This is a genomic window from Leptospira tipperaryensis, assembly GCF_001729245.1.
GTDB lineage: Bacteria > Spirochaetota > Leptospiria > Leptospirales > Leptospiraceae > Leptospira > Leptospira tipperaryensis.
The window spans coordinates 3,263,566-3,284,437 of sequence record NZ_CP015217.1 but is presented as its reverse complement, the minus strand read 5'-3'; the positions used below and the strand labels follow the sequence as shown (position 1 = coordinate 3,284,437).

The window sequence follows — 20,872 nt, the reverse complement described above, 5'->3', positions numbered from 1 at the left end:
CCAACTTTGGAAAGAATTTTATCCCTCGTCTCAAAACGATTTCTCAAGACAAGATGCTCTTTAATTCAATTCACTTTCTCGTATTCTATCCCATCGTAGCGGTTTCTTATTTTCTCCTTCCATTCCGTTTTCGTTGGATTCTCCTCCTGCTCGCGAGTTGTTATTTTTACATGGCCTTCATACCGGCCTACATTCTTATCCTCGCGTTTACGATTGTCTTGGATTATTATCTCGCGATCTGGATTGAAAACGCATCCGGACCCAAAAGAAGAACTTTTTTGATTTTGAGTCTTTCGTCAAACATAGGGATTCTTATCTTTTTCAAATACTTCAACTTTTTGCTAAACAATACGGGAGTTCTTTATAAATTTCTTTTTTCCTCGGAGATGCCCGTATCTCCTCTTGAGATCATCCTTCCGATCGGTTTGTCTTTTCATACGTTTCAGTCCATGGGTTATATCGTGGAAGTCTATCAAGGAAAAATCAAAGCCGAAAGACATCTCGGATACTATTGGGTTTATGTAATGTTCTTCCCTCAGTTGGTCGCCGGTCCGATCGAAAGGGCGCATCATCTGATGACTCAGTTTCATCAGGAACACAAACTGATCTTTCAAAACGTAGAAAACGGATTAAAATACATAGTTTACGGTTTCTTTATGAAGCTCTTTATCGCGGATCGCCTTTCGGTTTTCGTAGACGCGATGTACAATCAACCTTCGGAAAAATCCGGAGCCGATCTTTTGGTCGCCACTTACTTCTTCGCATTTCAGATTTATTGCGACTTCGCCGGATATTCCAATATCGCAATCGGAACCGCAAAGATTCTGGGGATCGATTTGATGAAGAATTTTGATCGTCCTTATTTTTCTTCAAGCGTCTCCGAGTTTTGGGGACGCTGGCATATTTCTCTTTCTTCTTGGTTTCGGGATTACGTTTATATTCCGTTAGGCGGGAATCGAGTATCTACTTCCCGGCATATTAGCAATCTCTTAATCGTTTTCGCGCTCTCGGGAATCTGGCACGGAGCCAATTGGACCTTCGTAATCTGGGGGCTTTTGAACGGAATCTATCTCGCCTTGGAAGTTCTCTTCCGAAAAGTTTTTACGAATGAAAAAGCGAAACACAATTGGTTCCGAATTTTCGGAGTCATCTTTACGTTTCACTGTATTCTTTTTAGCTGGGTCTATTTTCGTGCGAGCTCGGTCGGGGTCGCGCATCAGATTCTCGCGAGAATTTTGGATTTTTCCTCCGGAGAATCTTTGGACCTCATCGTGGAGTTTCAAAAAAAGGCCGGAGTTTTTGCGATCTTTCTCTTTTTAATTTTAGAAGGGATCTTTCCTTTCTGGGAAAAAAACAAAGAGGGTTGGAAAAAATACGGGGACTGGGCGGTTGCGGGTTTGTTCGTCGCGTTGATCTTTACGGGAGGAGTGTTCTATGGATCCAGCTTCATCTACTTCCAGTTCTAAAATTCTGCGTTATGCGGGCTTGTTTCTTACACTCTTTGTCTCCGTCTTTGTATTTGATAGAATATCGTATTCTTTATTTTTCCCTCAATACGATAAGATGTTTTCGATGTATAAGAATTTCAAACCTTCGAACGTTTTGATCGTCGGTTCGAGTCATATTCTCTGGGATTTGGATCCTGCGGTTTTGACTCAAGAATCCGGAAAGCACGTTACACTTTTGAATATTCCCGGAGCCAATTTGACGCTTCGAAAAGAAATCGTTCGTGAATATTTAAAGAAGAATCAAAAGCAAAAACCTTCTCTTCTCGTTTTGGAAACCGATAAGTTTGTCTTTCACAAGGAACGTTATCCGGATTCCGCTTATAAATCCGTGAAGGGATATTATCACAAAGGTTTATTCGTAAACTTCTTGGATCAAAAGGTTCCCGAAGAATCTAAATTTGAATACTGGATGTTTCGGATTTCTCAGGCGTATTCTCTGAATTCTTTTTCTCATTTTATTTTTTCAAAACTCTATGATAAATATCTTTCTTCGATTTTTGTTTGGAAGTTGAGTGCAAACGAAAAGGAAAACGACGAAAGAATTCAGGTTTGGAAAAAACAATACGAAAATCTTTCACCTAAAATCGAAGCCGATCTTGTAAAAGAACTTTATGAAATTCTAAAATTCTCTCGGGAGAATGGAGTAAAGGTGATTCTTCTGGAAACTCCGAATTACCTTTTCTCGGAGGAAGAAGATCAAAAGTACGACGCAGTCCGAAAAGAACTTTCGAGGATCGCTGAAGATTCCAATTCCATTTATCTTCGTCTGAATCCGAGTTCCTTTGAGACAAAGTCGGAATTCTTTTTTGACGCTTCTCATCTCAATCTTTTAGGAAAAGCTTCCTACACGGACGCTTTTCAAAAAGAACTCAAAAAAAGATCTCTCTTCTAAATTAGATTTTTATCATTCGATTTTTTCCGTCACAAGGGAAGCATAACGTTCCCTCAAGGTATTTGAACTTGTCGGAACTACGACGATTTTTTTGTAAAAGTCGCGCGCCCCGCCCTGATCTTGGGTGGCGGGGTGGGTGGCGGAAAGAATCCGGGAGACTTTCCTATATCACAAAATTCTAATTTTGCAAGAAAAAAATCCCATGTAGGAACTCTAACATAACGGGACGATTTGAGTTTCAGCTTCCTCATATCTAACCTGCGGGTAAGGTTATACAACCGAAGAGGCGCTGTAGTTGTTCCGACTTGAAGGATTCTTCTGAAAAAAGCTTGAAAACGGACTTAAAGTCCGTTTGGGTTACGATCACGGCCGAACTTTTGTTGAAAGAAATTTTAGAAAGTAGATTTGTCGAGTTTGAGAAAGGATTCGGGTTTAAGATCCGAGAGAACTTTTTGGAAAAAATTTATTTCAATTACGCGCGAAGTTCGCTGACCGGACTTCCGATCTCCAGCTTTCCGATGAGTTTGGTTTCCCTATCCACGAATGCTTCGATAAATGGATTGAGATCCTTGATCTTACTGGATAAATCATAACCCGCTTCCATAGTTTCCACTAAGGAAGTCGCTCCGACCATAGACGCGGCAACCTTGATCGGAGCCATCACGAGTTTGATCATAGGAAGTTTGGAAAGAGAAAAGAAAAAACGAAGGGTATTGCCGACCATCTGAATCTGTTGTTTTCTTTCTTCAAAACGATCTGCTTCGCCCATTGCGGCGTAAAGATTGTCTCTGGAAATTACACCGTCTTCCATTAAATTATTGTCGATCACCACTTTAGCGGTGTCGTAGTCGAGAGAGTCCGTTAGGCGATTTAGGAGAATAATCTGATGAATGTTGTCGGTCATGGATTTACCCGCGACCGTTTTCAACTTTTCGTAAAGGCTTTCTAAGGCGTTGTCTCTTTCTTCCTTATTGGTAGGAGAATACAAATTGTACTCAAAAAAATTCGGAATCCCATCGTATCCTTTTATGATAAGAAGATCAGAATACGTTGTGCGAAGCCTTTCTATTGTCGCGCTTACAACTGCTTTACGCGTTAGCTCTAACACCTTTGGATCCATTCGAAACTTAGAAACTGATTTCGTAGGCTATATGGAGAAGGTCAATATAAAAATCAATCCTTGACTATGATGGCCCCCGATCTCAATTTTGCAGGCAGCATTTTCGAAAGGCCTTCTGCTTCTTTTTTAGACGATGCGGAGCCAAAACGTACCGTATAATATCCGTTTCTTGATCTTTTGACGGTTGCTTTTCCGTTTTTATCCTTTCCTGAAATTGATTTTTTTAATTCGTCAGCTTTTTCTTTGTCTTTAAACGCCGCGACTTGAAGAGTAAAACCGTTTGATTCTTCTTCTGAAGATGATTTAGAAATTCTTTTTGATTTTTTTTCTACGTTCTTTCTGATTTTTTTAGATTCTTTGGAACTTTCCGGCTCTTTTACAGACAACGTTTCCGGTGCGGATTTGTTTTCTTTGTCTACGGATGCGGACGGGGTAGTTCCCGATTTTTTAAACTCAACCACCTCGGTTGCGGGAGGAATGTTTTTAAACGTTACGGAATCTTGTTTTTTAGAATTTGAAGGAGAATTTGTTGTCGCCGGTGGAATCTCCGCAGATGCAACCGCGTTGTTTCCTTCCGTAGGAATTTGACCCGGCTCTGAGAATGGAATTCCACTCTGTATTTCTTGGTTTTTGATGTCGTTTAACGTTAAGGATTCTTCTCCCGAATTTCCTCCGCGTTTTTTTCCGACTGAAACTCCTAAGAAAAAAAACGAAAATAAAAGTCCGAGTAAAAATAAAGAGAGAATTAGAATTCTCTTATTGTCCAGATTGATCACATAAAATATTTTTTCTTTCATAACATTCTTCCTAACAGAGTCGCATAGAGATTCTTACATTCTTCTCTGAGTGTTTCTAAATTCCCTCTGTTTCTAATTGTATAATCGGCTCTTTTTAGCTTTTCCAAAAGGGGGAGTTGGTTCGCAATTCTTGCCAAAACGTCCTCTTTTGTTACCCCGTCTCTCGATACGGTTCTCGAAATCGATTCTTCAGGATCCGAATCTACGGCGACCGTCGCGTCGCAGAGTGTATATGCATCCGTTTCAAAAAGAAGAGGGACTTCCCAGATCACGAGTTTGCCCAAGGCGTCCGTTTCCAGAATCTTCAAGAAGTCTTTACGAACCCTCGGATGAATCAATCGATTGAGTCCTTCCAGTTTTTTAGGATCATGGAAGACGAGTTCGGCGATTTTTTTCCGATCAGGTTTTCCTTCGCCATCCAGGATCTCCGACCCTAAGAGTTCGACCAGTTCTTCGAGTATGGGAGAGTCCGGCGCCGTATAACGTTTGGCGAGTTGATCGGCTTGGATTGTAAAGGCACCCAACTCCGCCAAAATTTTTGTCGCGGTACTCTTTCCGCCTCCGATCATTCCGGTGATTCCGACCAAGAAGGCCTTTTTTCCAGAACTCGAACTCTGCATGCGTTGATGTTGGGTTCTTGGCTCAAAAAGTACAAGCAAAAAAGAAATTTCCGTGTCCTCGTCGGGGCGGACTTTGAGCTTGGTTACGAGCGATTTTTTAGAATGGTATTCTTTGTCGGGAAGAGGGTTTTGAGTCTTTTTACTTTTGGGAAGTAGGAACAAAACCCGGAACTCCTTTGCAAGAGCCCCGGGTTTTTCTCGAAGACATCCGGATCAATCAATCTTTCGAATCAAACGCATGTAAGGATGCATTTCAACTACGTAGAGACTTCTTCCGTTCGTAACCATTCCTCTTGGATTGTAAAAACTTCCTTCCCCGGCTTGGCAGGTTCCGATCGTTCCTCCATCGGGTCCGCCGGAAACGGTGGTTCCAGTCGTTGGAGGAATCGGAGAACAGCCTAAAAGATTCGAGACGGCGTAAGGGGCAGTCCTTGAAATCTTTTTGATCAAAGTAGTTCCGTCCGAAACGTAGAGGTTATTATTATCCAAGGCAATCGAAAACGGTTTTGTGAGCAACGCAGAAGTTCCGGTCGCATTTAAGACGTTTCCTGCTGTTCCCGCAGGATCTCCTGCGATCGTAGTTACCGTAACCGGACTTACGGAAAGATCAATTTTCTTAATATTGTTGGAGTTTGTATCCGCAACGTAAAGAGAATTGGAGTCGTAAATCAAATGGGTCGGTTGATTGAATTTCGCCGCAGTTCCAAGTCCGTCCAAGGATCCCGCCGTCCCACTTCCAGCGATCGTCGTCACGGTATTGTCGGAAATCTTAATCTTCCGAATCTTATTGTTCGCCGTATCCGCTACGTAGAGATAGGTTCCGTCCGTTGCAATTCCTTTGGGAGCGCTGAATCTCGCCGCAGTTCCGACATCATCCGTAGGTCCGGAAGTTCCCGCAAGACCAGCGATCGTAGAATACGTGTTGGTGATCAGATTGTATTTTACGATGAAGTGACTCTGACTCGTAATATACAGATAGATTCCATCCGTCGTGATTCCTTTCGGTCTGTCGATCGTGATCGGTAGCGTCGAAAGAATTCGGGTTGCGATATTGATTTTTCGAACGGTTCCTAAAGTCGGAGTTGCCAAATTGAAATCCGCGGCGTAGATATTGATTCCGTCCGTCGTGATATGATACATATTGGAGAGTCTTCCCACAGGAGTTGGGCCGGAGGCAAAGCCGTATCCGTCCAACATCGTATCGGGGTCCCCACCAGGATCTCCCATAAACCAATCAACGCTTCCAGTGGCGGGATTTTCAACGTAAGGTCCTAAAGGAATATTGCTTACCAAGATATTTCCGTTCACCAAAGTGCCTAACGTAACTCCGTTAACACAATTGATAAGAATCGTGTTCACATCCGCAGCGGAGATCGTTCCGGAAGCCTGTGCGATATAACAGGTTTGTCCTGTCGGTTGACTCGAAATCGAAACTGCGTAACCAGTCGTATCCGCAATCGGAGTCGTCATCGTAAAAGCTCCGTTAGCCGAAATCACGGTAGAGTCGGCGCCGTTGTTTTTCAAAGTGATATTTCCGCTCAATCCGGAAATCGTTCCTCCTACGTTGTAGAGAGGAGCGCTACAAGCAACTCCGACATTGCTGATCGCAGAAGAGCCGATCGTTCCCGAGCTATTGCTTAACGTGCACAACTGAGTTGGAGAAGTCGGATTCTGCTGAATCGTAACACTGTATGCCGACCCGCTTGCGACGGAGGTTCCGAATGAAAAACTTCCGTCGGCCGTAATCGATATCGGATCTGCTCCGTTGTTTTTGAGAACCAGTCCGCTTCCAATGACGTTGGAAGCGGATCCGCCGATAGTATAAGAATTCGTAGAGCATGTAATGTCCACGTTGGTTTTATTAGAACCAGAGATCAGACCCGAACCGTTTGTAACGGAACAAGTTTGAGTCGGCGAACTTGGATTTTGTGAAACTGTGACGTTGTATGTTCCTCCGCTGGAAATTCCGGTGGAAAAAGTGTAAGTCCCGTTTGTAGTAATCGCGATGTCATCCGTTCCATTATTCTTTAGAGTCAATCCCGTACCGGAAAGACCCGAAATCGTACCGCCTACAGTAAAAGAATTTGTGGAACAAGTAATGTTTACGTTTGTAATGTCGGCGCCAGCGATCAAACCGGAACCGTTTGTGACGGAGCAGGTTTGGCTAAGAGAACTTGGGTTTTGTGAAACGGTAACGTTGTATGTGCCACCGTTAACAACCTTGGTTACAAATGAAAAGGAGCCGTTTGCGGAGATTCCAGTCGAGTCTGCGCCGTTATTTTGTAGAGTCAGGCCGGTTCCGTTTAAACCGCTGACAGTTCCTTTTACGTTAAATCCAACAACGGAACAGATAACTTGAATATTCGTAATCGGTTGAGAGAATACGATACCGGAGCCGTTGCTGACGGAACAAATCTGTGCAGGGGTTAACGGATTTTGTTTTACGGTAACGTTGTAAGAAGCGGAACCCGCAACCTTTTCATTAAAAACAAAGGTTCCGTCCGCGGAGATATTGACCGTATCCGATCCGTTATTCATCAAAATCAATCCGGTTCCCGTTAAACCGACAACGGTTCCTCCGATCGTTTCCGGAGTTAAATCCACTCCGTTTGTGGTGATGAACCCGGGGATATTGAGTATCGCCTTTAGGGAAAGATTAGAAACATCCCTATCTCCAAGACAATTGAATGTGATGAGAATTGCGGCGATTGCGCTCGTGTGAAAGAATTTTAAAAAGGTTCTCATAGATATTTCTTGGTCTGAATTACGGATTGTTTTATATAGATATCGAGTCTTCCGTAGTATTTATTTATCAGACGCTCCTCCAACATTCGATTTTAATAAAATAGTAGCTCATCGTCTTTTCCATATTCTTTTACGAATAAGAATTTAAAAACCAACCGAAAAGAATGTGAACTAATTTACGGACCAGATATTCGCATTGTCGGATTAATTATTCAAGTATTTTATTAAATCCGATTTAGAAGAATTATAAATGCGTAATATACCATCGGCCTTCCGTAAAATATGATAGTACGTATTTATATCGAGTCATAAGATATTATAAAAAGTAAGCGATTGTATAAAAAACTTCGCGCCGGAAGCGCGAAATAAAATTCTCGAAATAGTTTTGATAATCACTCTCCTATGTTCCGAGGATGATAAAATGAATAAACTGAGTGAACGTTTAATGGAATAAGAAGAGCTGGTGTTTGAATTTATGTTAAATGTGTTAATGAAGTTCACAAACGAATCTAAAGGTAATCCATGTTTTTCGTTAGATCCGAATTGTGATTTAGTATTTGGTTTCATTCTTATCAAAGGATTCTTTACGGTCTTATTTCGCGACCTGTTGTTCGGTTGAAAGTTTTCTTAAAATTTCTTCGATCAAAGGATAGAATTCGGATTCTTCCCGATCGATTCTTTTCCTGAGATGGCCTAAGATCTCGGTCGTCTCCTCTTTGAAGTTGGTAAAATTCATTTCAATGGTAAGAGGATCCGAGTATTTACTCGCATAATCCAGCAACGTATCTTTTAAACCGAACATCGTCTTTTGGTATTGTTCAAAAAGAGAAACGAGTGTCGGAGAATTATGAGTGTAGTGTTCCATCTTTAGATAGAGTTCCATGTCTTCCACGTTTAGGTGAAAGAGCAAGGAGGCTGAAAAGATAGAAAGCAGTTCGACCAGATGTCCTATGTTCGGATTCGCTTTGTCGATCTCGGATTCGATCTGATGGGCGTATTCATTTACGATCTGGTGTTGTTTTTTGAGTTTTCCGATCAATTCCATGTTTAATTCCTGCTAATTTTTTGAGTCAGTTTTGTCTTGATGTATTCCTCTACCTTGGAGGCTTCCAAAGGATAAGAATAGTAATAACCTTGCGCATAGTTGCAGTTGAGCTCCTTCAAAAGCTCGTGCTGATTCGGATTTTCAACGCCTTCCACAATGATAGCCTTATCCATGGCTTGGATCAGATTGATCAAAGAGGAAATGATTGTCTTACTGGAAGATTTAAAGTAATTAAAAAGAAATACCTTATCCAGTTTAATGTAGTCGACTGGAAGCGTCTGTAGTCTTCCAAGGGAAGAATAACCCTTGCCGAAGTCGTCTATCGCAAATCGATAACCAAAGTCTTTAAGAAGGGCGATCACCTTGTTGACTTTTACAAGATTACTGTCAAAAGAATCTTCGATAATTTCCAAAATGATAGAATCGGGTGAGATTCCGTAAAAATCGGTGGCTTCCTTTAGGACGTTGAAAATCTGTTTGTCGTTGAGCTGTTTTGCGGAAATGTTAAGCGAAATGCAGATCTGATTTTCCTTTAAGATGGAAGTGCTGTAGGATTTCAAAGTATCCCAGATCAGCCATTCTCCTATCGTCTTGATAAAACTAGAACTCTCTGCGATGGAAATAAAACTCGCCGGCATCAATTTTCCTTTTTCGGGATGATTCCAGCGTAATAAAACTTCCATAGAAAGAATCGAATCCTGACGAAGATCCATAATCGGCTGATAAGCGAGTTCCAATTCATTTCGGTTTAATACTTTTCTTAAATCGATTTCGATTTTTGCCCTCGTCGCATTCTGTTCGATCGTACTTCTATCATAGTGATAAAAGGAATTCGGACCGATGAGAGCGGATTGTTGCACCGCTTCTTCCAGAATTCGCAAAGAATTTAGATCGGAATTGACCAATTGATCAAATTGCGCGTAACCGACGTTTGCATTGAGGTGAAACTCTCTTTCGCGGTAAGTAAACGGGAATGAAAACAAAAGTATGATACATTCCGCGAACCATTCGGCTTCGAGCTCGGATTCTATGTTCGAACTCGCGATCAAAAAACGCTCCGAACCGAGACGAAAGATCTGATCCCCTTTGGAAATGTATTTCTTAAGACGCTCCGCAATCTTCAGAGCGATCGATTCGTAATAAAAGTTATCTTCCTTATTTAGGATAGAATCCGGATTGGAAAGGGAGATCAGAAAAAGAAAGTAGGGCTGATTCGGCTTATTACTGTAGATTCGATTATTGCTGTAGATGGAAAGAAAATAGTTCTTATTCGGAAGTCCTGTAAAACGATCCTGATAAAAAGATTCTTTAGAATCCGAAGAAAGATTTTGTCTCACGGTAAGAAAACGTATGGCATTGACTTCTTCCAGATCATGGATGATGAAGTTCAACATCAAAGTCATATCGTTAAAATAAGCGACATCGATTAGGCCGGATTCCAGAAGAATGCTGGAAAGACCCATTTCCTTCTCATATTGAATTCCTTTTGTCGTCTTTAGATACGATAAGAGAGAATCTTGAATACTTTGAAAATTCGGTGACTGTAGGAGTTCATCGAACGTAGCATTCGTATATAATAGCTCCCAATTTTTCGAATAGAGTACGATACCTTCTTTCGAATTATCTGAGCAGAATTTAATCGCTCTTCTTAAAATGAGAGGGGAAACTTGTGTATTGTTAGTCACTTTGCTACCAGCCTATACTCGAGTAGTTTAACAATTTGGTTTATAAATAGAAAACGGACTTATAAGTTTTATAATTTAGTTTTATAAAAAATTAGTAATCATGATCTCCGTGTAGCAAGGATTCAAATTCTATGTTGGGATAGAATTTGTAAAAATGCAGAGGACATAGAAAGGCTACGCTTGGAAAGAATTAGAAAGAAGGGAAACGGATTTAGATCAGGGGCTAAACAATCGAATTGCTTCGGAAAAGTTGGATGCAGTGCGAAGTAAGGATTTTAATCGGGTTAGCTCCAGCATCTTTTCGATTTCAGGCGTTAACGAATAAAGAATCACTCCCGCGTTCGGCATTTTGTTGAGTCGCGAATGGGTAGCGATAAAGGTCGCGATCCCCGAAGAATCCATGACTCTTACGCCGGATAAGTCTATTAGAAGAATGTAAACTTCGTTTTCGATGGATTCGTTGAATGCGTCCTTTAGCTTTTTGGCGGAAAAGATGTTGATATCTCCCTGAATTTGAAAGATAACGGCCGGCCCGGGAAGAGTGCCTGCGGAAGAAATATGTTCAATCGTTAATTTCATATCATTGGTCTTGTAGCTGATTGAGTCTGTTTTGGCATCCATTCTGTTTCTCCGAACGCATCTTTACTAAGGTTCAAATCTCGATATTTTAATTCAATAAAAAATGATAAGAAATTTTTAATTGAGCAACTTTCTAAATCCGGCGTGAGGATCGGCTTTAAATTAGCAAACGAAGACAATCAAAAGCAAATTGATTCTCAATTGTGAAAAATAAAACGAATATGGTATTTAATTATAAATCAATACTACCTCTGTTTTACAGTACGAATTGAATTAAGATGAAAGTTGACTCTCCTCAATAAATGCAAAATAAACTTGTGATACCTTTTTTCCTTTGATAGAATCCGAAAAAAATATCGGGAGCGATCGATGGCATTGGGAAATGAGGAAATTGAATTAGTAAGAGCAAGCTTTGAGAAAGTTTATACAAACAAGGATGAGGTTGCTGCTTTGTTTTATAGTAAACTTTTTGAGTTGGAACCAAGTTATAAGTCGCTGTTCAAGGGTGACATGAACGAACAAGGAAGAAAGCTCATGTTGATGCTAAGAACCCTGGTTTCCGGTTTGGGGGATCTTGCTAATTTAGTTCCCGTCATTCAGGACATGGGAAAACGTCACGTAAAATACGGCGTTCAGTCGAAAGACTACGATGTCGTCGGCGCGGCTCTCCTTGCTACTCTGCAACAAGGTTTAGGAGCCGAGTTTACTCCAAAATTAAGAGGCTTATGGACTGATATCTATCAGATCGTCGCAAAAACTGCGATCGAAGGTAGTCAGCAGTAATTGAAATCGGTTTCAAAAACTCAAGTTGCGAAACCGACCTCTTTCTTTGTACAGAGTTTGGTGCAAGTATGAAAAACAAATCTGAGATAAATATCTTTCGAAGGACCTTTCGAGTTCTCAAAAGACCGAACGGAATGCTCAGTATCGCAACGTTGTTTTATACAATTTTATTTTGTTCCACTCTGTTTCAGTTTAAAAATAGAGATCAACTCGTTGAGGAAGCTTATCACAAACGTTTAGAGCAGCTAAGACAATTGGATTCGTTCCATAATACGAGTGAGTTGGGAGAGGGCGAAGAGAAGTTTCAAGAATCCGAAAATCTCCGCGAGGTCGAATACCCAACGGTTTCGGACGCGAAAGTAGAATCTCGGAATTGGCTTGGTTTTATTTGGAGCGCCTTTGTAAAAGGCTCTTGGATGCGTTTGTTAAATTTTCAATCTACAAACCCAGTGATCTTCGACGCTAAGAATTCTGAATCGATAGGAAGGCAGATGAGCCGCCAAAATATCGAAAGTATGAGAATCGAATATCTGGAACAGTCAGGTTTTAGCATCGGTATGTTTTGTATTTTCGGAATGGGCACCTTGGGTTTTCTATTCTTTCTCAATATATTCTTATATAAAGATTCTAAAAAGGTGAGTTCTACGATTTCGATTCTCAATCGAAGAATTCAATCCGGAGAGATTCAGATCACTGCGCAGACGGAGGAGCAGCTCATGGATAGTCCGGCTCTTCTTTCTTTGGCGGAAACGATTCATAAATACGGAAATAATCTGATCACGGAAACAAACGCGATCAAAAGTAAGTTTTCCGAAGTTTCGGCTCTTACTCATCTCATCAACGAGACTTCTCACGTTCTTAATTCTAATATCAGCGAGGAGAACGAAAGAATCCAAGAAATCTATTCGCTCGCGAATTCGATCAAAGGGGAGATCAATAATATAGATCGAAATTCGGATTCTTATTATATCTTGGTTTCTTCTCTGAACGTAGAAATCAAACAACTCGACGAGATGATCGATCACGTAGGCTCCGCGGTTGAAACTTCATTAAAGGGAGTTTCCGCTATGAAAAATAACATAGAAAGCGGATCGAATACGATCGTCTTGCTCGCAAATAGCGTTTCCAAGATAGAAGACAATTCAAAGGAGATGAAATTGATCACCTCTCTTATCAAACAAATCTCGGAACGCGTAAACTTACTCGCCCTCAACGCCGCAATAGAATCGGCGAGAGCGGGCGCATACGGAAGGGGCTTTTCCGTAGTCGCCCGTGAGATCGGCGCCTTGGCGCAGGAGACCGATAAGAGTATGAAGACGATCGAATCTCTGATCCAGAGGAGTATCCAGGAAGCCAACCTTGGACATTCTCTCGTGGATCGATCCAAGGAATTATATGAAAATATTATAAAAGACTTAAGTAATCTAAAATCTTCGAGCGAGGAGATCGTAGATCTCGTAGCGCTCCAAACCCAGAAACGGGCGAGAATCAAATACAGCAGCGATCAGATCGACAAAAAATCGGACGAGATTTACAATTCGATCAAACAACATAAGAGTGCGAATTCCGGAATGGAAACTCAGATCTCAAAGATCTCGCAGATAACTAACGGAAGTCTTACCATTTCAAAGTCCTTGATGGATTATTCCGATCAACTCAATGAAAAATCGATAAAGATAGAAAAAATAAAAAAGGGATAAGCCCTAACTAAAAAGAATCTGGTTTAGATATAGAAAGATCGAGGTGAAAGAAGCTAACATGCAAACTCAGGTATATAAAAAACAAAACGAAGTCTTGAAGAGATTGGTAATTGAATTGATTCGAATTTTAAGAACGGACTCTGTCACGAATCGAGTCAGCGAGGTTCTGGATATTCTTGCGACCGTAAACGCAAAGTTGAACGAACATCTAATGACGGAATCCAGTTTGATTCTGTTGGAGCTATTACCGGAAGAAAAACTATTGGGAGAAGAATTCGAATTTTGCACAAAATTAAATCGAAACGAACTGAAAAATCGGTTTCGCCAATATATTACGATGTGGTCCTTGCCTTCTTTGATTTTAGAAAGACCTTCATCCTTTGTGAACGATTCGAATGAGCAGATGGATTGGCTCTACATAAGACTACAATGCGAAATCGAACATTTGTTTCCAATTTTAAATAACTCGTTCGTTGTTTCGGAAAAAATCGGATAGTCTCTGACAATTTGACCGAGCCTTGCAAGAAATGAACTTACTTTCGTTCTATAAATCAGCAGTTCGTATGAATGCTCAGCTTTTAAATGCGAACCAAGTTATGAAAGAAAATTATAGGGATTTGAAAAGAAGGATGGGACGTAGAAGGGGGATTGAATTTTTTGGAAATAAGTTATTAAACTCCCATGGATCTTGGATAGACGTTTGTTCTTAAAAAAGCGTTGTTCAATCCATGGAGAAGATGGTGGCAATCTTTTAAGTGAAAAATGAGCGGTGTTATTTTGTTGGTCAATTGAACGGTTTCTTAAATGAAAAAGATTCATTCGTAGAAATGAAAGCGATTTTGATGAGCGAGTGTACTTTTAGAAAAAAAGACCGGAATTATAAAAAAGAAGAAATTCGATTTTGGAAGTTGAGACTATGGTAAACACAATAGAATGGCTATTACGAGAAGAGTTACTGATTGATATATCGAGATTCGGGGCGTTCTTTGCTTTGATCATCGGCCTCGGCCGTTTGTTGAGGGCAAAGAATCAGATCGATTATTTTTTATCGGCGCTTCTCGTTCTTACGGCTATTTTTCAGTATTTCGACGAAACGACGATAAACGCTGTTTCTTACAATTGGATGAAACGGTTCTTATTTCAGATCGATTTGATCGCGCTTTCCACTGCGGGCATTCTCGTCTATCTGATCTCGATCATGGTTTTCTCGAAGTATTCGAAACTCCCTTCTATGTATTATTGGAACCTGGTTCCACCGGTCGTTTTATCCATACCGATTGCAAGTTTATACGATCAACAAAGTCGATACGAATTTGGGATGTTTCTGTATTTGACGGATTTGTTTGTGATGGTCTACGTTGGGGTCGCCGTCTACCGGATGATTACAAATCGTGTTTTTGACTTCACCACCCTCAAGTCGAAAGTTTTGGGAGGTTTGGTCGTAACTGTCTCCTTCTGTGCCGTTTTGGAAATCGTCGGAATCATCTTGGACAAAAAAGTTCTCGTTCTCCTTTCGGGAGTGGTTACTACGTTGGAAATCATTTATTTCTATTACGTAAGCATCTACTTTCAGGATTTTTTGGGGGAACCGGCAGTCTCGGACCTTCAGAAGAATACTTCAAAAAAATCTCTTCTAGGAGATATCGACATTGAAGCCTTGGAAAAACAGTTAAACTATCTCATTCAAGAAGAAAGAATCTATTTGGACGAAGATATCCGACTTCCGAGCGTCGCAGAAGAACTTGGAGTTTCGGTTCATCAACTTTCTTCTTACTTAAACGATCACAAAGGAATTAATTTTAACAACTATATCAATCAGTTCCGAGTGGAAGAGGCGAAGGCGATTCTAATCAATGACCCGAGTCGTTCGGTCATCTCGGTCGGAAACGCGGTAGGATTTAATTCGAATTCCGTATTTCACAGAGCATTTTTGAGAGAAACGGGAATGTCCCCAAAAAAATTCAGGGAAGCTCAGCTATTCAACAAACATTCTTTTACACTCAACTGAACGATTCTACGAATGGATTTTAAAAGTAATTATCTGAACGTTGTATCCTTACTCTGCTTCGGATTTTTCTTTTTGAGCGGCTGTTTTATAAAAGCGCCGCCGGATCCATCCTCTTCTTCTTTTATCAACTTATTGATTTTTCGTTGTAATTCGGGGGCGGACCCCGGATGCACAAAGAATCAGTCGACTGTGACAGAACCTGATCCGGTGAGTCCTGCAAAATCCATTTGTTCGGAAACGACTCTCGAAGTAATTCAACCGAGTAACTGGATTCGAGTTCAGAACGAATTGCAACTCCAAGCTTCGAAGGGAAGTTTGGGAGCTCCCGTTGCGAATACATTCGGAGTAGAAACGGATGCATCCGCTTATGTAGGAGCGGTTCTCACTCCCGCAGGAAGGATCATCGCCGTTACAAATCAAGGTATGAAGTTGGTGGAATTGGACCCGGTAACAAGGTTAATCACCAACACACTTGGGATCGGCTTTCTTGGATTTAGTAAGTGGAACGGCGGAGTTCTTTCACCGTCTGGGTCCATCGAACTGATTCCTTCCGGCACGACCGCTTACGCGTCTTTTGATCCGGTGAGTTTTGGAGCGGTCGCTTACGGAACTACTACCGGATTCAATGATTTTATGGGAGGAGTCTTTGCTCCGAACGGGAAGTTTTATCCAATACCGGCCTCGAGTCTTTTTTTTACGGAAGTGGATCCGGTAACAAGGACCCATTCGACATTCGGAACGGCGCTAACCGCGAATCCTTTTTATGCGGGAGGAGTGTTGGGACCGAACGGAAATATCTACGCTATTCCAAGTCAAGCCAACCAATTCGTGGAAGTGGATCCGATAGCAAAGACGAACACTAATTTCGGATCCTTCTTCTTCGGATTTTTTGGTAAGTGGTCCGGTGGTGTGCTCGCTCCGAATGGAAAGATTTATGTAATTCCCGATGCGTTCTCGATGTTTGTGGAAATTGATCCGGTGGCAAAAACGCTCACACCCTTTGGAGCCGCACCGGGAGTCTCACAAGCTTATTCCGGTGGAGTGCTTGCTCCGAATGGAAAGATTTACGGAATTCCCTTTGACGCGACTGAGTTTGTTGAAATCGATCCGCAGACTTTGACCGTGACTTATTTTGGAACGGCGCCGGGAGGTGGGGCTTGGTCCGGTGGCGTGTTGGCGCCCAACGGAAAAATCTACGGAATGCCATACAACGCGGGAACGTTTTTAGAAATCGATCCGCGGGCAAACGGAAGAATCTGCGATCCGATTCTTCAATCCGCCTATTTCAATAAATACTAATGTATTTGTTTTAAATAATATTCAAAAATTAGAATATAATGGATCGTGTTTGGGAATTTAATCTCAAAACTTTTGATAAAAGAAGAATCAGACGGCGCTACCGGCTTTCATTCCCGAGAATTTCCCCTGACCCAATAGCTCCACGTTTTTGTGAAACTTTTCCCTTTCTCCCGGAAGCGCAGACTTCGCGACCAATTCCAAACCAAGAATCAGATTGCCGGTGGAATCGTAAGAAACCCAACGTACGGCGCCGAAAACCTTAAAGTATCCCTGCATACGGATGTAGATATCAAATACAAATCCAGTGTGTTTCGGAAGCGTTTGAATCAAATGTGCGTTTGTAATTTTGACACAAACTCCGTTGTTGGAGATATCGAGAATCGGAAATTTCTCCGAGGTCATTACTGTATTCGATTCTTTGATTCTGCCGACCATTTCCTTTGCGAGTTCCGATAACTTATCGATCGTCTCCTTGGAAAGAGTTTTTTCCTTGTTACGAATCCAGATATAACCGAGAGGAATCGATTGTCTCGAATGATTGATGTAAATGATCGGATAGATGATTTCGGAAAGAATTTTCTCGTCCTTGTATTTCCGAATCATAGTAGAGATTTCTTGATGAATCTGATCTTCCACGTCGATTTGATTTTCATTTTTGGAAGTGTAAGAGGATTCATCCGAGGTGTTTTCGATATGAATGTATTTTTTGGTTCTCTTGACCACGTCGAATTTCTCGTCCAGATCCGATTTGAAAACGTCGATCTCTACAATACCAAAATCATAAGTTTTTAATTTAGCTCTATAGTCTTCAAAGCTCACCTTGACCAAGGTCGGAATGTTGAAGAGGGATGCGTCGATCACGGTCTTAGAAGAATTGATATTGGTGATATGCGCTGCGTCTTCGGAGACTGGATATCTTGGAAAAGCTCGATTCGATTTTGCGATGGAAATCTGGTTCACAGAAAGTTCCGCCATTTTTTCGCCGACGCTTTGTTGAAACGCGCATTCCAGCTGCACATACTTCGCGAGAATTCTGTAGAGAACCATTTCGTTTTTCGAAGCGAGATCAATGTCCCCGTTCAACTCGACGAGCAGACGTTCTCCCTCGGGGATAAATTTCTTAATCGTTATGGTCGAACCTTCTTCGTCGCCTTTTATAATTAAGGTCTGGTTCAGTAAATGCTTTTCGATGATATGCTTTCTCTGGTCCGGAGAATGGAGCACATCCAATTCTCTATTTTTCGATTTGATTCCGTTCATTGATTCCAACATGTGACTCTTACTCTCATCCGAAATATAGGCAGCATAGAATAGAATGTAGGGAAGGATTAGTAAATATAAAATTTCCAGAAGGGATTTCTGAATTATAGATCTGATATTTTGCTACTGTGAAAATTATCATTTTATCGATGAACAAAAATATAGAACGAAGGAAGAATTACTTTGGTCCTCAATGAATTCTTAGGTTGGAATTTGTGATCGTTGCTCAATCCGCTTTAGGGAATGTACGATACATTTGAGAGAGCGTAAGGACTCAAAAAAAAAATTAGAATCTTTGAATTCTCCTTAGAAAGCTTTTTTAAGCATTTAGAAATTAATTATTTCTTTAGGGATTCTTAAGATGAAGAATGGAACATAAATCCGCTTTTCTTTGGAGGAAATTTTTCCCTGAGTTTGCGGTTTGATTCTTTTGTCTGTAAGTGGAATTCCGACTTCCGAATCGGTTTGTGAAATCTGAGGAATTCTTTTCGAAATTCTATCTCGAACGGACTTGAAGTCCGGTTGCAAGTATTTTTCGATAAGTCCATTTTGTCGGAACAAAACGAGGTTCTTCTTCAGTCGGAGAAACTTGAAAATCGTTCTAAGATCCTTAAAAAAGAAATCGTTCATTCCATCAAGTCGGAAGACAACAAACGGACCTTGTATTTGGAAGCCATCTTGAGAAGTTGTTCGTCCTCAATGGAATGGACGTTTTGGCCCTTGTGATAGTTCTCCACCGTCAAAACAAAAACCGTATAGTCGAACTCGGAAGCCAGTCGGAAGTACGGTTCCATCTCCCAGGAAAGAGTAAACGTATTGTCCAAAAAGATCTTTGGAGATCGTTCTTCCATCGCCTTCCTCGTTCTTTCTTCGCAAGCTTTGTATGCGAGATGATTTTCAGCGTATTGAAATCGATATTCCCTTGTTTCCGGATTTGTAAAGTAATCGTCCACGGAGAAAATGGGATACTTTCCGTTTTCGGATAAGAGTTTCGCCAAGGCGCTTTTCCCTGCGCCGGGAAGGCCTCGGATGAGAATGAGAGAGAATTCTAAATTCATCGTATTTTGAAAGAAGGAGTTCCTACTTTTCAAAGGATCTTTCGGTTGAATCGGAGTCAAAAGATTCTTTCCTAACGATTCTTATCTTTCTCTCAAAACGAGAAAGAAGATTCTCCTGAATCCGTTTAAAATTTGAATCGAATAAGAGATTCTCGGTAAAAGATCCCAAAGTGACGCTTTCGATTCTTCTTTTACTTTACAAATACGTTGAATCTGATTAGCCTAGAAGAAAGATCCATTGAAAACAATCCTCACGCTCAGATCGAGCCCTTGGAACAAAAGGACCAGAGTAGAATGAAATATTTAGAAACCGAGCAGATCATTCCCGCAAAAGGAATGTCTTATACAATGTATGAAGTGGAAGGAGAAGATCAGATTCTTAAGATGATGACTTACATTCCGAACACTGACGAAATTCATATCTACCCAAAACCGCCTGTCAAAAAATTATACAAACCCGAGCTTTGTAAGGTGATAGACGAACTCGTATTTTCGGAACTCTGGAAATTGGGAGAAGAAAGGAAGGCAGCGAAATAAAGTAGAAGTGAGTTCTGGCCTCGGAGAGAATCGAACTCCCGACACAAGGATTTTCAGTCCTCTGCTCTACCGACTGAGCTACAAGGCCGAACTCATGGACAGCATAGAAAAACAGGCTTCACTGTCAACGAAAAAGATCGGAAACAGCTTCCTCTCTTCGGAGTATTCCGGAGAAATATAAAATGTCCTCCGCATCCAAAATCTGCGATCCGCTCCTTCGAAGCGTCGAACGGGAAAGAATGGTGAACTCGCAAATTGTCTCGCGAGGAATCCGAGATCGAAACGTTATCTCGGCGATGCTCTCGATACCCAGAGAATGTTTTGTTCCTTCCTTGTATTCTTCTCAAGCCTACGAAGACAAACCGCTCCCCATAGGATCCAACCAAACGATCTCACAACCTTTTATGGTGGCTTGGATGTCTGAGCTTCTCGAAATTCAAAAAGGAGATCGTGTTTTTGAAATCGGAACCGGTTCCGGATATCAAAGCGCGGTTCTCGATTTTCTCGGCGCAACGATTTACTCCGTAGAATTTTTCGAACCTCTTCACAAAACGGCGCTGCGGAATTTGGAACGTTGGAATCTCGGATGTACGAAGAAACATCGTTTTGTTCAGGGAAGCGGGCCGGAAATTTTAAAACCCGATCTCTTTTTTGAAAAGATGATTTCCTGCGCTTCTCTTTCGGAACTTCCAAACCGTGAAAGTCCGTATTTTCGTTCTCTGGTTCCGGGGGGAATTTTCGTATTCCCGACGGGAAAGGAAGAACAGGTCCTTATGATCGCGAGAAAAACGGTAAACGATTGGTCTTTGGAAATCAAGGGAGGGGTCAAGTTTGTTCCCTTGCTCTAAATTTTAGATTTTTTTACGTCCGTCTATTCCTTTTTATTTTAGAATATTCTACTATTGGAATGTATTTTTATTTTTAAGAATGGAATTCTAAAATTCTTTTCCTTCTCATTTTTTAAAACGAATTTCAATTCGAATTCTTTCTTTTTTAACAAACGGAATTCGGCATAAGAAGGGCGGATAAATGAGCGGAAGCGCTCGAATCTTCCAGGAAATTAAACTTGTGAGCAGATTTCTTTTTTATACGATTGGTTTTTCAAACATCGGGTTTGTGGAATCGATCTTTTTGAAGATTCTAAAACCGAAGAGAAGACAAACAGGGCCCTTCCATCAAAGGTCGGAGTTATCGAACACTGTTTTTGTTTGTCCCTTTTTTTGGAGAATTTTCAAT

At 41.1% G+C, this 20,872-nt stretch carries 18 protein-coding genes and 1 tRNA gene; 9 read left to right on the top strand and 10 right to left on the bottom strand.

Features of this window, described 5'->3' with window-relative positions; all coding sequences use genetic code 11:
• The first annotated feature begins 53 nt into the window (after window positions 1-53).
• Together A0128_RS15305 and A0128_RS15300 are read left to right on the top strand one after the other, a co-directional pair.
• Entirely contained in the window at window positions 54-1,466 is a 1,413-nt protein-coding gene (locus A0128_RS15305) for an MBOAT family O-acyltransferase (RefSeq protein ID WP_069608305.1), read from the top strand.
• Window positions 1,435-2,400, top strand: coding sequence for a hypothetical protein (locus A0128_RS15300; protein ID WP_069608304.1), 966 nt, complete (start codon window positions 1,435-1,437; stop codon window positions 2,398-2,400). Before A0128_RS15305 ends, A0128_RS15300 begins: the two co-directional genes overlap by 32 nt.
• Window positions 2,401-2,872: 472 nt before the next feature.
• On the opposite strand, the gene A0128_RS15295 is transcribed toward A0128_RS15300, so the two are convergent.
• From A0128_RS15295 to A0128_RS15265, 7 genes are all read right to left on the bottom strand, one after another.
• On the bottom strand, window positions 2,873-3,520 hold the full coding sequence (locus A0128_RS15295; protein ID WP_069608303.1) for an FFLEELY motif protein: 648 nt from the start codon (window positions 3,518-3,520) through the stop codon (window positions 2,873-2,875).
• 53 nt (window positions 3,521-3,573) lie between these two features.
• On the bottom strand, window positions 3,574-4,317 hold the full coding sequence (locus A0128_RS15290) for an SPOR domain-containing protein (RefSeq protein ID WP_069608302.1): 744 nt from the start codon (window positions 4,315-4,317) through the stop codon (window positions 3,574-3,576).
• Entirely contained in the window at window positions 4,314-4,937 is a 624-nt protein-coding gene (gene coaE / locus A0128_RS15285) for a dephospho-CoA kinase (protein WP_069609337.1), read from the bottom strand. The genes A0128_RS15290 and coaE overlap by 4 nt, the downstream gene beginning before the upstream one ends.
• Before the next feature lie 213 nt (window positions 4,938-5,150).
• A complete protein-coding gene (locus A0128_RS15280) occupies window positions 5,151-7,682 on the bottom strand; it encodes a hypothetical protein (RefSeq protein WP_069608301.1) in 2,532 nt (843 codons plus the stop codon).
• Window positions 7,683-8,274: 592 nt separating this feature from the next.
• Window positions 8,275-8,727, bottom strand: a complete 453-nt coding sequence (locus tag A0128_RS15275) for a hemerythrin domain-containing protein (protein ID WP_069608300.1) — start codon at window positions 8,725-8,727, stop codon at window positions 8,275-8,277.
• A 2-nt stretch (window positions 8,728-8,729) separates the two neighbouring features.
• The gene (locus tag A0128_RS15270; RefSeq protein ID WP_069608299.1) at window positions 8,730-10,412 is read right to left on the bottom strand and encodes a GGDEF domain-containing phosphodiesterase; all 1,683 of its coding nucleotides are present in this window, start codon (window positions 10,410-10,412) and stop codon (window positions 8,730-8,732) included.
• 216 nt (window positions 10,413-10,628) lie between these two features.
• Window positions 10,629-11,033 carry an STAS domain-containing protein gene (locus A0128_RS15265; RefSeq protein ID WP_069608298.1) on the bottom strand — a complete coding sequence of 135 codons (405 nt, stop codon included), beginning with the start codon at window positions 11,031-11,033 and terminating at the stop codon, window positions 10,629-10,631.
• Window positions 11,034-11,360: 327 nt separating this feature from the next.
• On the opposite strand from A0128_RS15265, the gene A0128_RS15260 reads away from it, so the two are divergent.
• From A0128_RS15260 to A0128_RS15240, 5 genes are all read left to right on the top strand, one after another.
• The gene (locus A0128_RS15260; RefSeq protein ID WP_069608297.1) at window positions 11,361-11,774 is read left to right on the top strand and encodes a globin family protein; all 414 of its coding nucleotides are present in this window, start codon (window positions 11,361-11,363) and stop codon (window positions 11,772-11,774) included.
• A 68-nt stretch (window positions 11,775-11,842) separates the two neighbouring features.
• Window positions 11,843-13,474 carry a methyl-accepting chemotaxis protein gene (locus A0128_RS15255; protein ID WP_069608296.1) on the top strand — a complete coding sequence of 544 codons (1,632 nt, stop codon included), beginning with the start codon at window positions 11,843-11,845 and terminating at the stop codon, window positions 13,472-13,474.
• 58 nt (window positions 13,475-13,532) lie between these two features.
• Window positions 13,533-13,970, top strand: coding sequence for a hypothetical protein (locus tag A0128_RS15250; protein ID WP_069608295.1), 438 nt, complete (start codon window positions 13,533-13,535; stop codon window positions 13,968-13,970).
• Window positions 13,971-14,390: 420 nt separating this feature from the next.
• On the top strand, window positions 14,391-15,482 hold the full coding sequence (locus A0128_RS15245; RefSeq protein ID WP_069608294.1) for a helix-turn-helix domain-containing protein: 1,092 nt from the start codon (window positions 14,391-14,393) through the stop codon (window positions 15,480-15,482).
• Between the two features lie 12 nt (window positions 15,483-15,494).
• On the top strand, window positions 15,495-16,781 hold the full coding sequence (locus A0128_RS15240) for an NHL repeat-containing protein (protein WP_069608293.1): 1,287 nt from the start codon (window positions 15,495-15,497) through the stop codon (window positions 16,779-16,781).
• A gap of 87 nt (window positions 16,782-16,868) precedes the next feature.
• Here the strand turns inward: A0128_RS15240 and A0128_RS15235 are convergent, their stop codons facing one another.
• Window positions 16,869-18,041, bottom strand: a complete 1,173-nt coding sequence (locus A0128_RS15235) for a DUF1577 domain-containing protein (protein ID WP_069609336.1) — start codon at window positions 18,039-18,041, stop codon at window positions 16,869-16,871.
• Window positions 18,042-18,667: 626 nt separating this feature from the next.
• Entirely contained in the window at window positions 18,668-19,099 is a 432-nt protein-coding gene (locus A0128_RS15225) for an AAA family ATPase (RefSeq protein ID WP_069609335.1), read from the bottom strand.
• Window positions 19,100-19,393: 294 nt separating this feature from the next.
• On the opposite strand from A0128_RS15225, the gene A0128_RS15220 reads away from it, so the two are divergent.
• Entirely contained in the window at window positions 19,394-19,636 is a 243-nt protein-coding gene (locus tag A0128_RS15220; protein WP_069609334.1) for a hypothetical protein, read from the top strand.
• Between the two features lie 15 nt (window positions 19,637-19,651).
• Here the strand turns inward: A0128_RS15220 and A0128_RS15215 are convergent.
• Window positions 19,652-19,724 (bottom strand) — tRNA-Phe (locus A0128_RS15215).
• 94 nt (window positions 19,725-19,818) lie between these two features.
• Here A0128_RS15215 and A0128_RS15210 point away from each other — a divergent pair.
• Window positions 19,819-20,484 carry a protein-L-isoaspartate O-methyltransferase family protein gene (locus A0128_RS15210; protein ID WP_069608291.1) on the top strand — a complete coding sequence of 222 codons (666 nt, stop codon included), beginning with the start codon at window positions 19,819-19,821 and terminating at the stop codon, window positions 20,482-20,484.
• Window positions 20,485-20,872 lie beyond the last annotated feature (388 nt).

Coding starts and splice junctions, on each gene's coding strand:
- coaE (WP_069609337.1), bottom strand. CDS start 4,937: ATGCAGAGTTCGAGTTCTGGAAAAAAGGCCTTCTTGGTCGGAATCACC.
- A0128_RS15300 (WP_069608304.1), top strand. CDS start 1,435: ATGGATCCAGCTTCATCTACTTCCAGTTCTAAAATTCTGCGTTATGCG.
- A0128_RS15295 (WP_069608303.1), bottom strand. CDS start 3,520: ATGGATCCAAAGGTGTTAGAGCTAACGCGTAAAGCAGTTGTAAGCGCG.
- A0128_RS15275 (WP_069608300.1), bottom strand. CDS start 8,727: ATGGAATTGATCGGAAAACTCAAAAAACAACACCAGATCGTAAATGAA.
- A0128_RS15255 (WP_069608296.1), top strand. CDS start 11,843: ATGAAAAACAAATCTGAGATAAATATCTTTCGAAGGACCTTTCGAGTT.
- A0128_RS15260 (WP_069608297.1), top strand. CDS start 11,361: ATGGCATTGGGAAATGAGGAAATTGAATTAGTAAGAGCAAGCTTTGAG.
- A0128_RS15210 (WP_069608291.1), top strand. CDS start 19,819: ATGTCCTCCGCATCCAAAATCTGCGATCCGCTCCTTCGAAGCGTCGAA.
- A0128_RS15225 (WP_069609335.1), bottom strand. CDS start 19,099: ATGAATTTAGAATTCTCTCTCATTCTCATCCGAGGCCTTCCCGGCGCA.
- A0128_RS15235 (WP_069609336.1), bottom strand. CDS start 18,041: ATGAACGGAATCAAATCGAAAAATAGAGAATTGGATGTGCTCCATTCT.
- A0128_RS15220 (WP_069609334.1), top strand. CDS start 19,394: ATGAAATATTTAGAAACCGAGCAGATCATTCCCGCAAAAGGAATGTCT.
- A0128_RS15240 (WP_069608293.1), top strand. CDS start 15,495: ATGGATTTTAAAAGTAATTATCTGAACGTTGTATCCTTACTCTGCTTC.
- A0128_RS15290 (WP_069608302.1), bottom strand. CDS start 4,317: ATGAAAGAAAAAATATTTTATGTGATCAATCTGGACAATAAGAGAATT.
- A0128_RS15245 (WP_069608294.1), top strand. CDS start 14,391: ATGGTAAACACAATAGAATGGCTATTACGAGAAGAGTTACTGATTGAT.
- A0128_RS15265 (WP_069608298.1), bottom strand. CDS start 11,033: ATGGATGCCAAAACAGACTCAATCAGCTACAAGACCAATGATATGAAA.
- A0128_RS15280 (WP_069608301.1), bottom strand. CDS start 7,682: ATGAGAACCTTTTTAAAATTCTTTCACACGAGCGCAATCGCCGCAATT.
- A0128_RS15305 (WP_069608305.1), top strand. CDS start 54: ATGCTCTTTAATTCAATTCACTTTCTCGTATTCTATCCCATCGTAGCG.
- A0128_RS15250 (WP_069608295.1), top strand. CDS start 13,533: ATGCAAACTCAGGTATATAAAAAACAAAACGAAGTCTTGAAGAGATTG.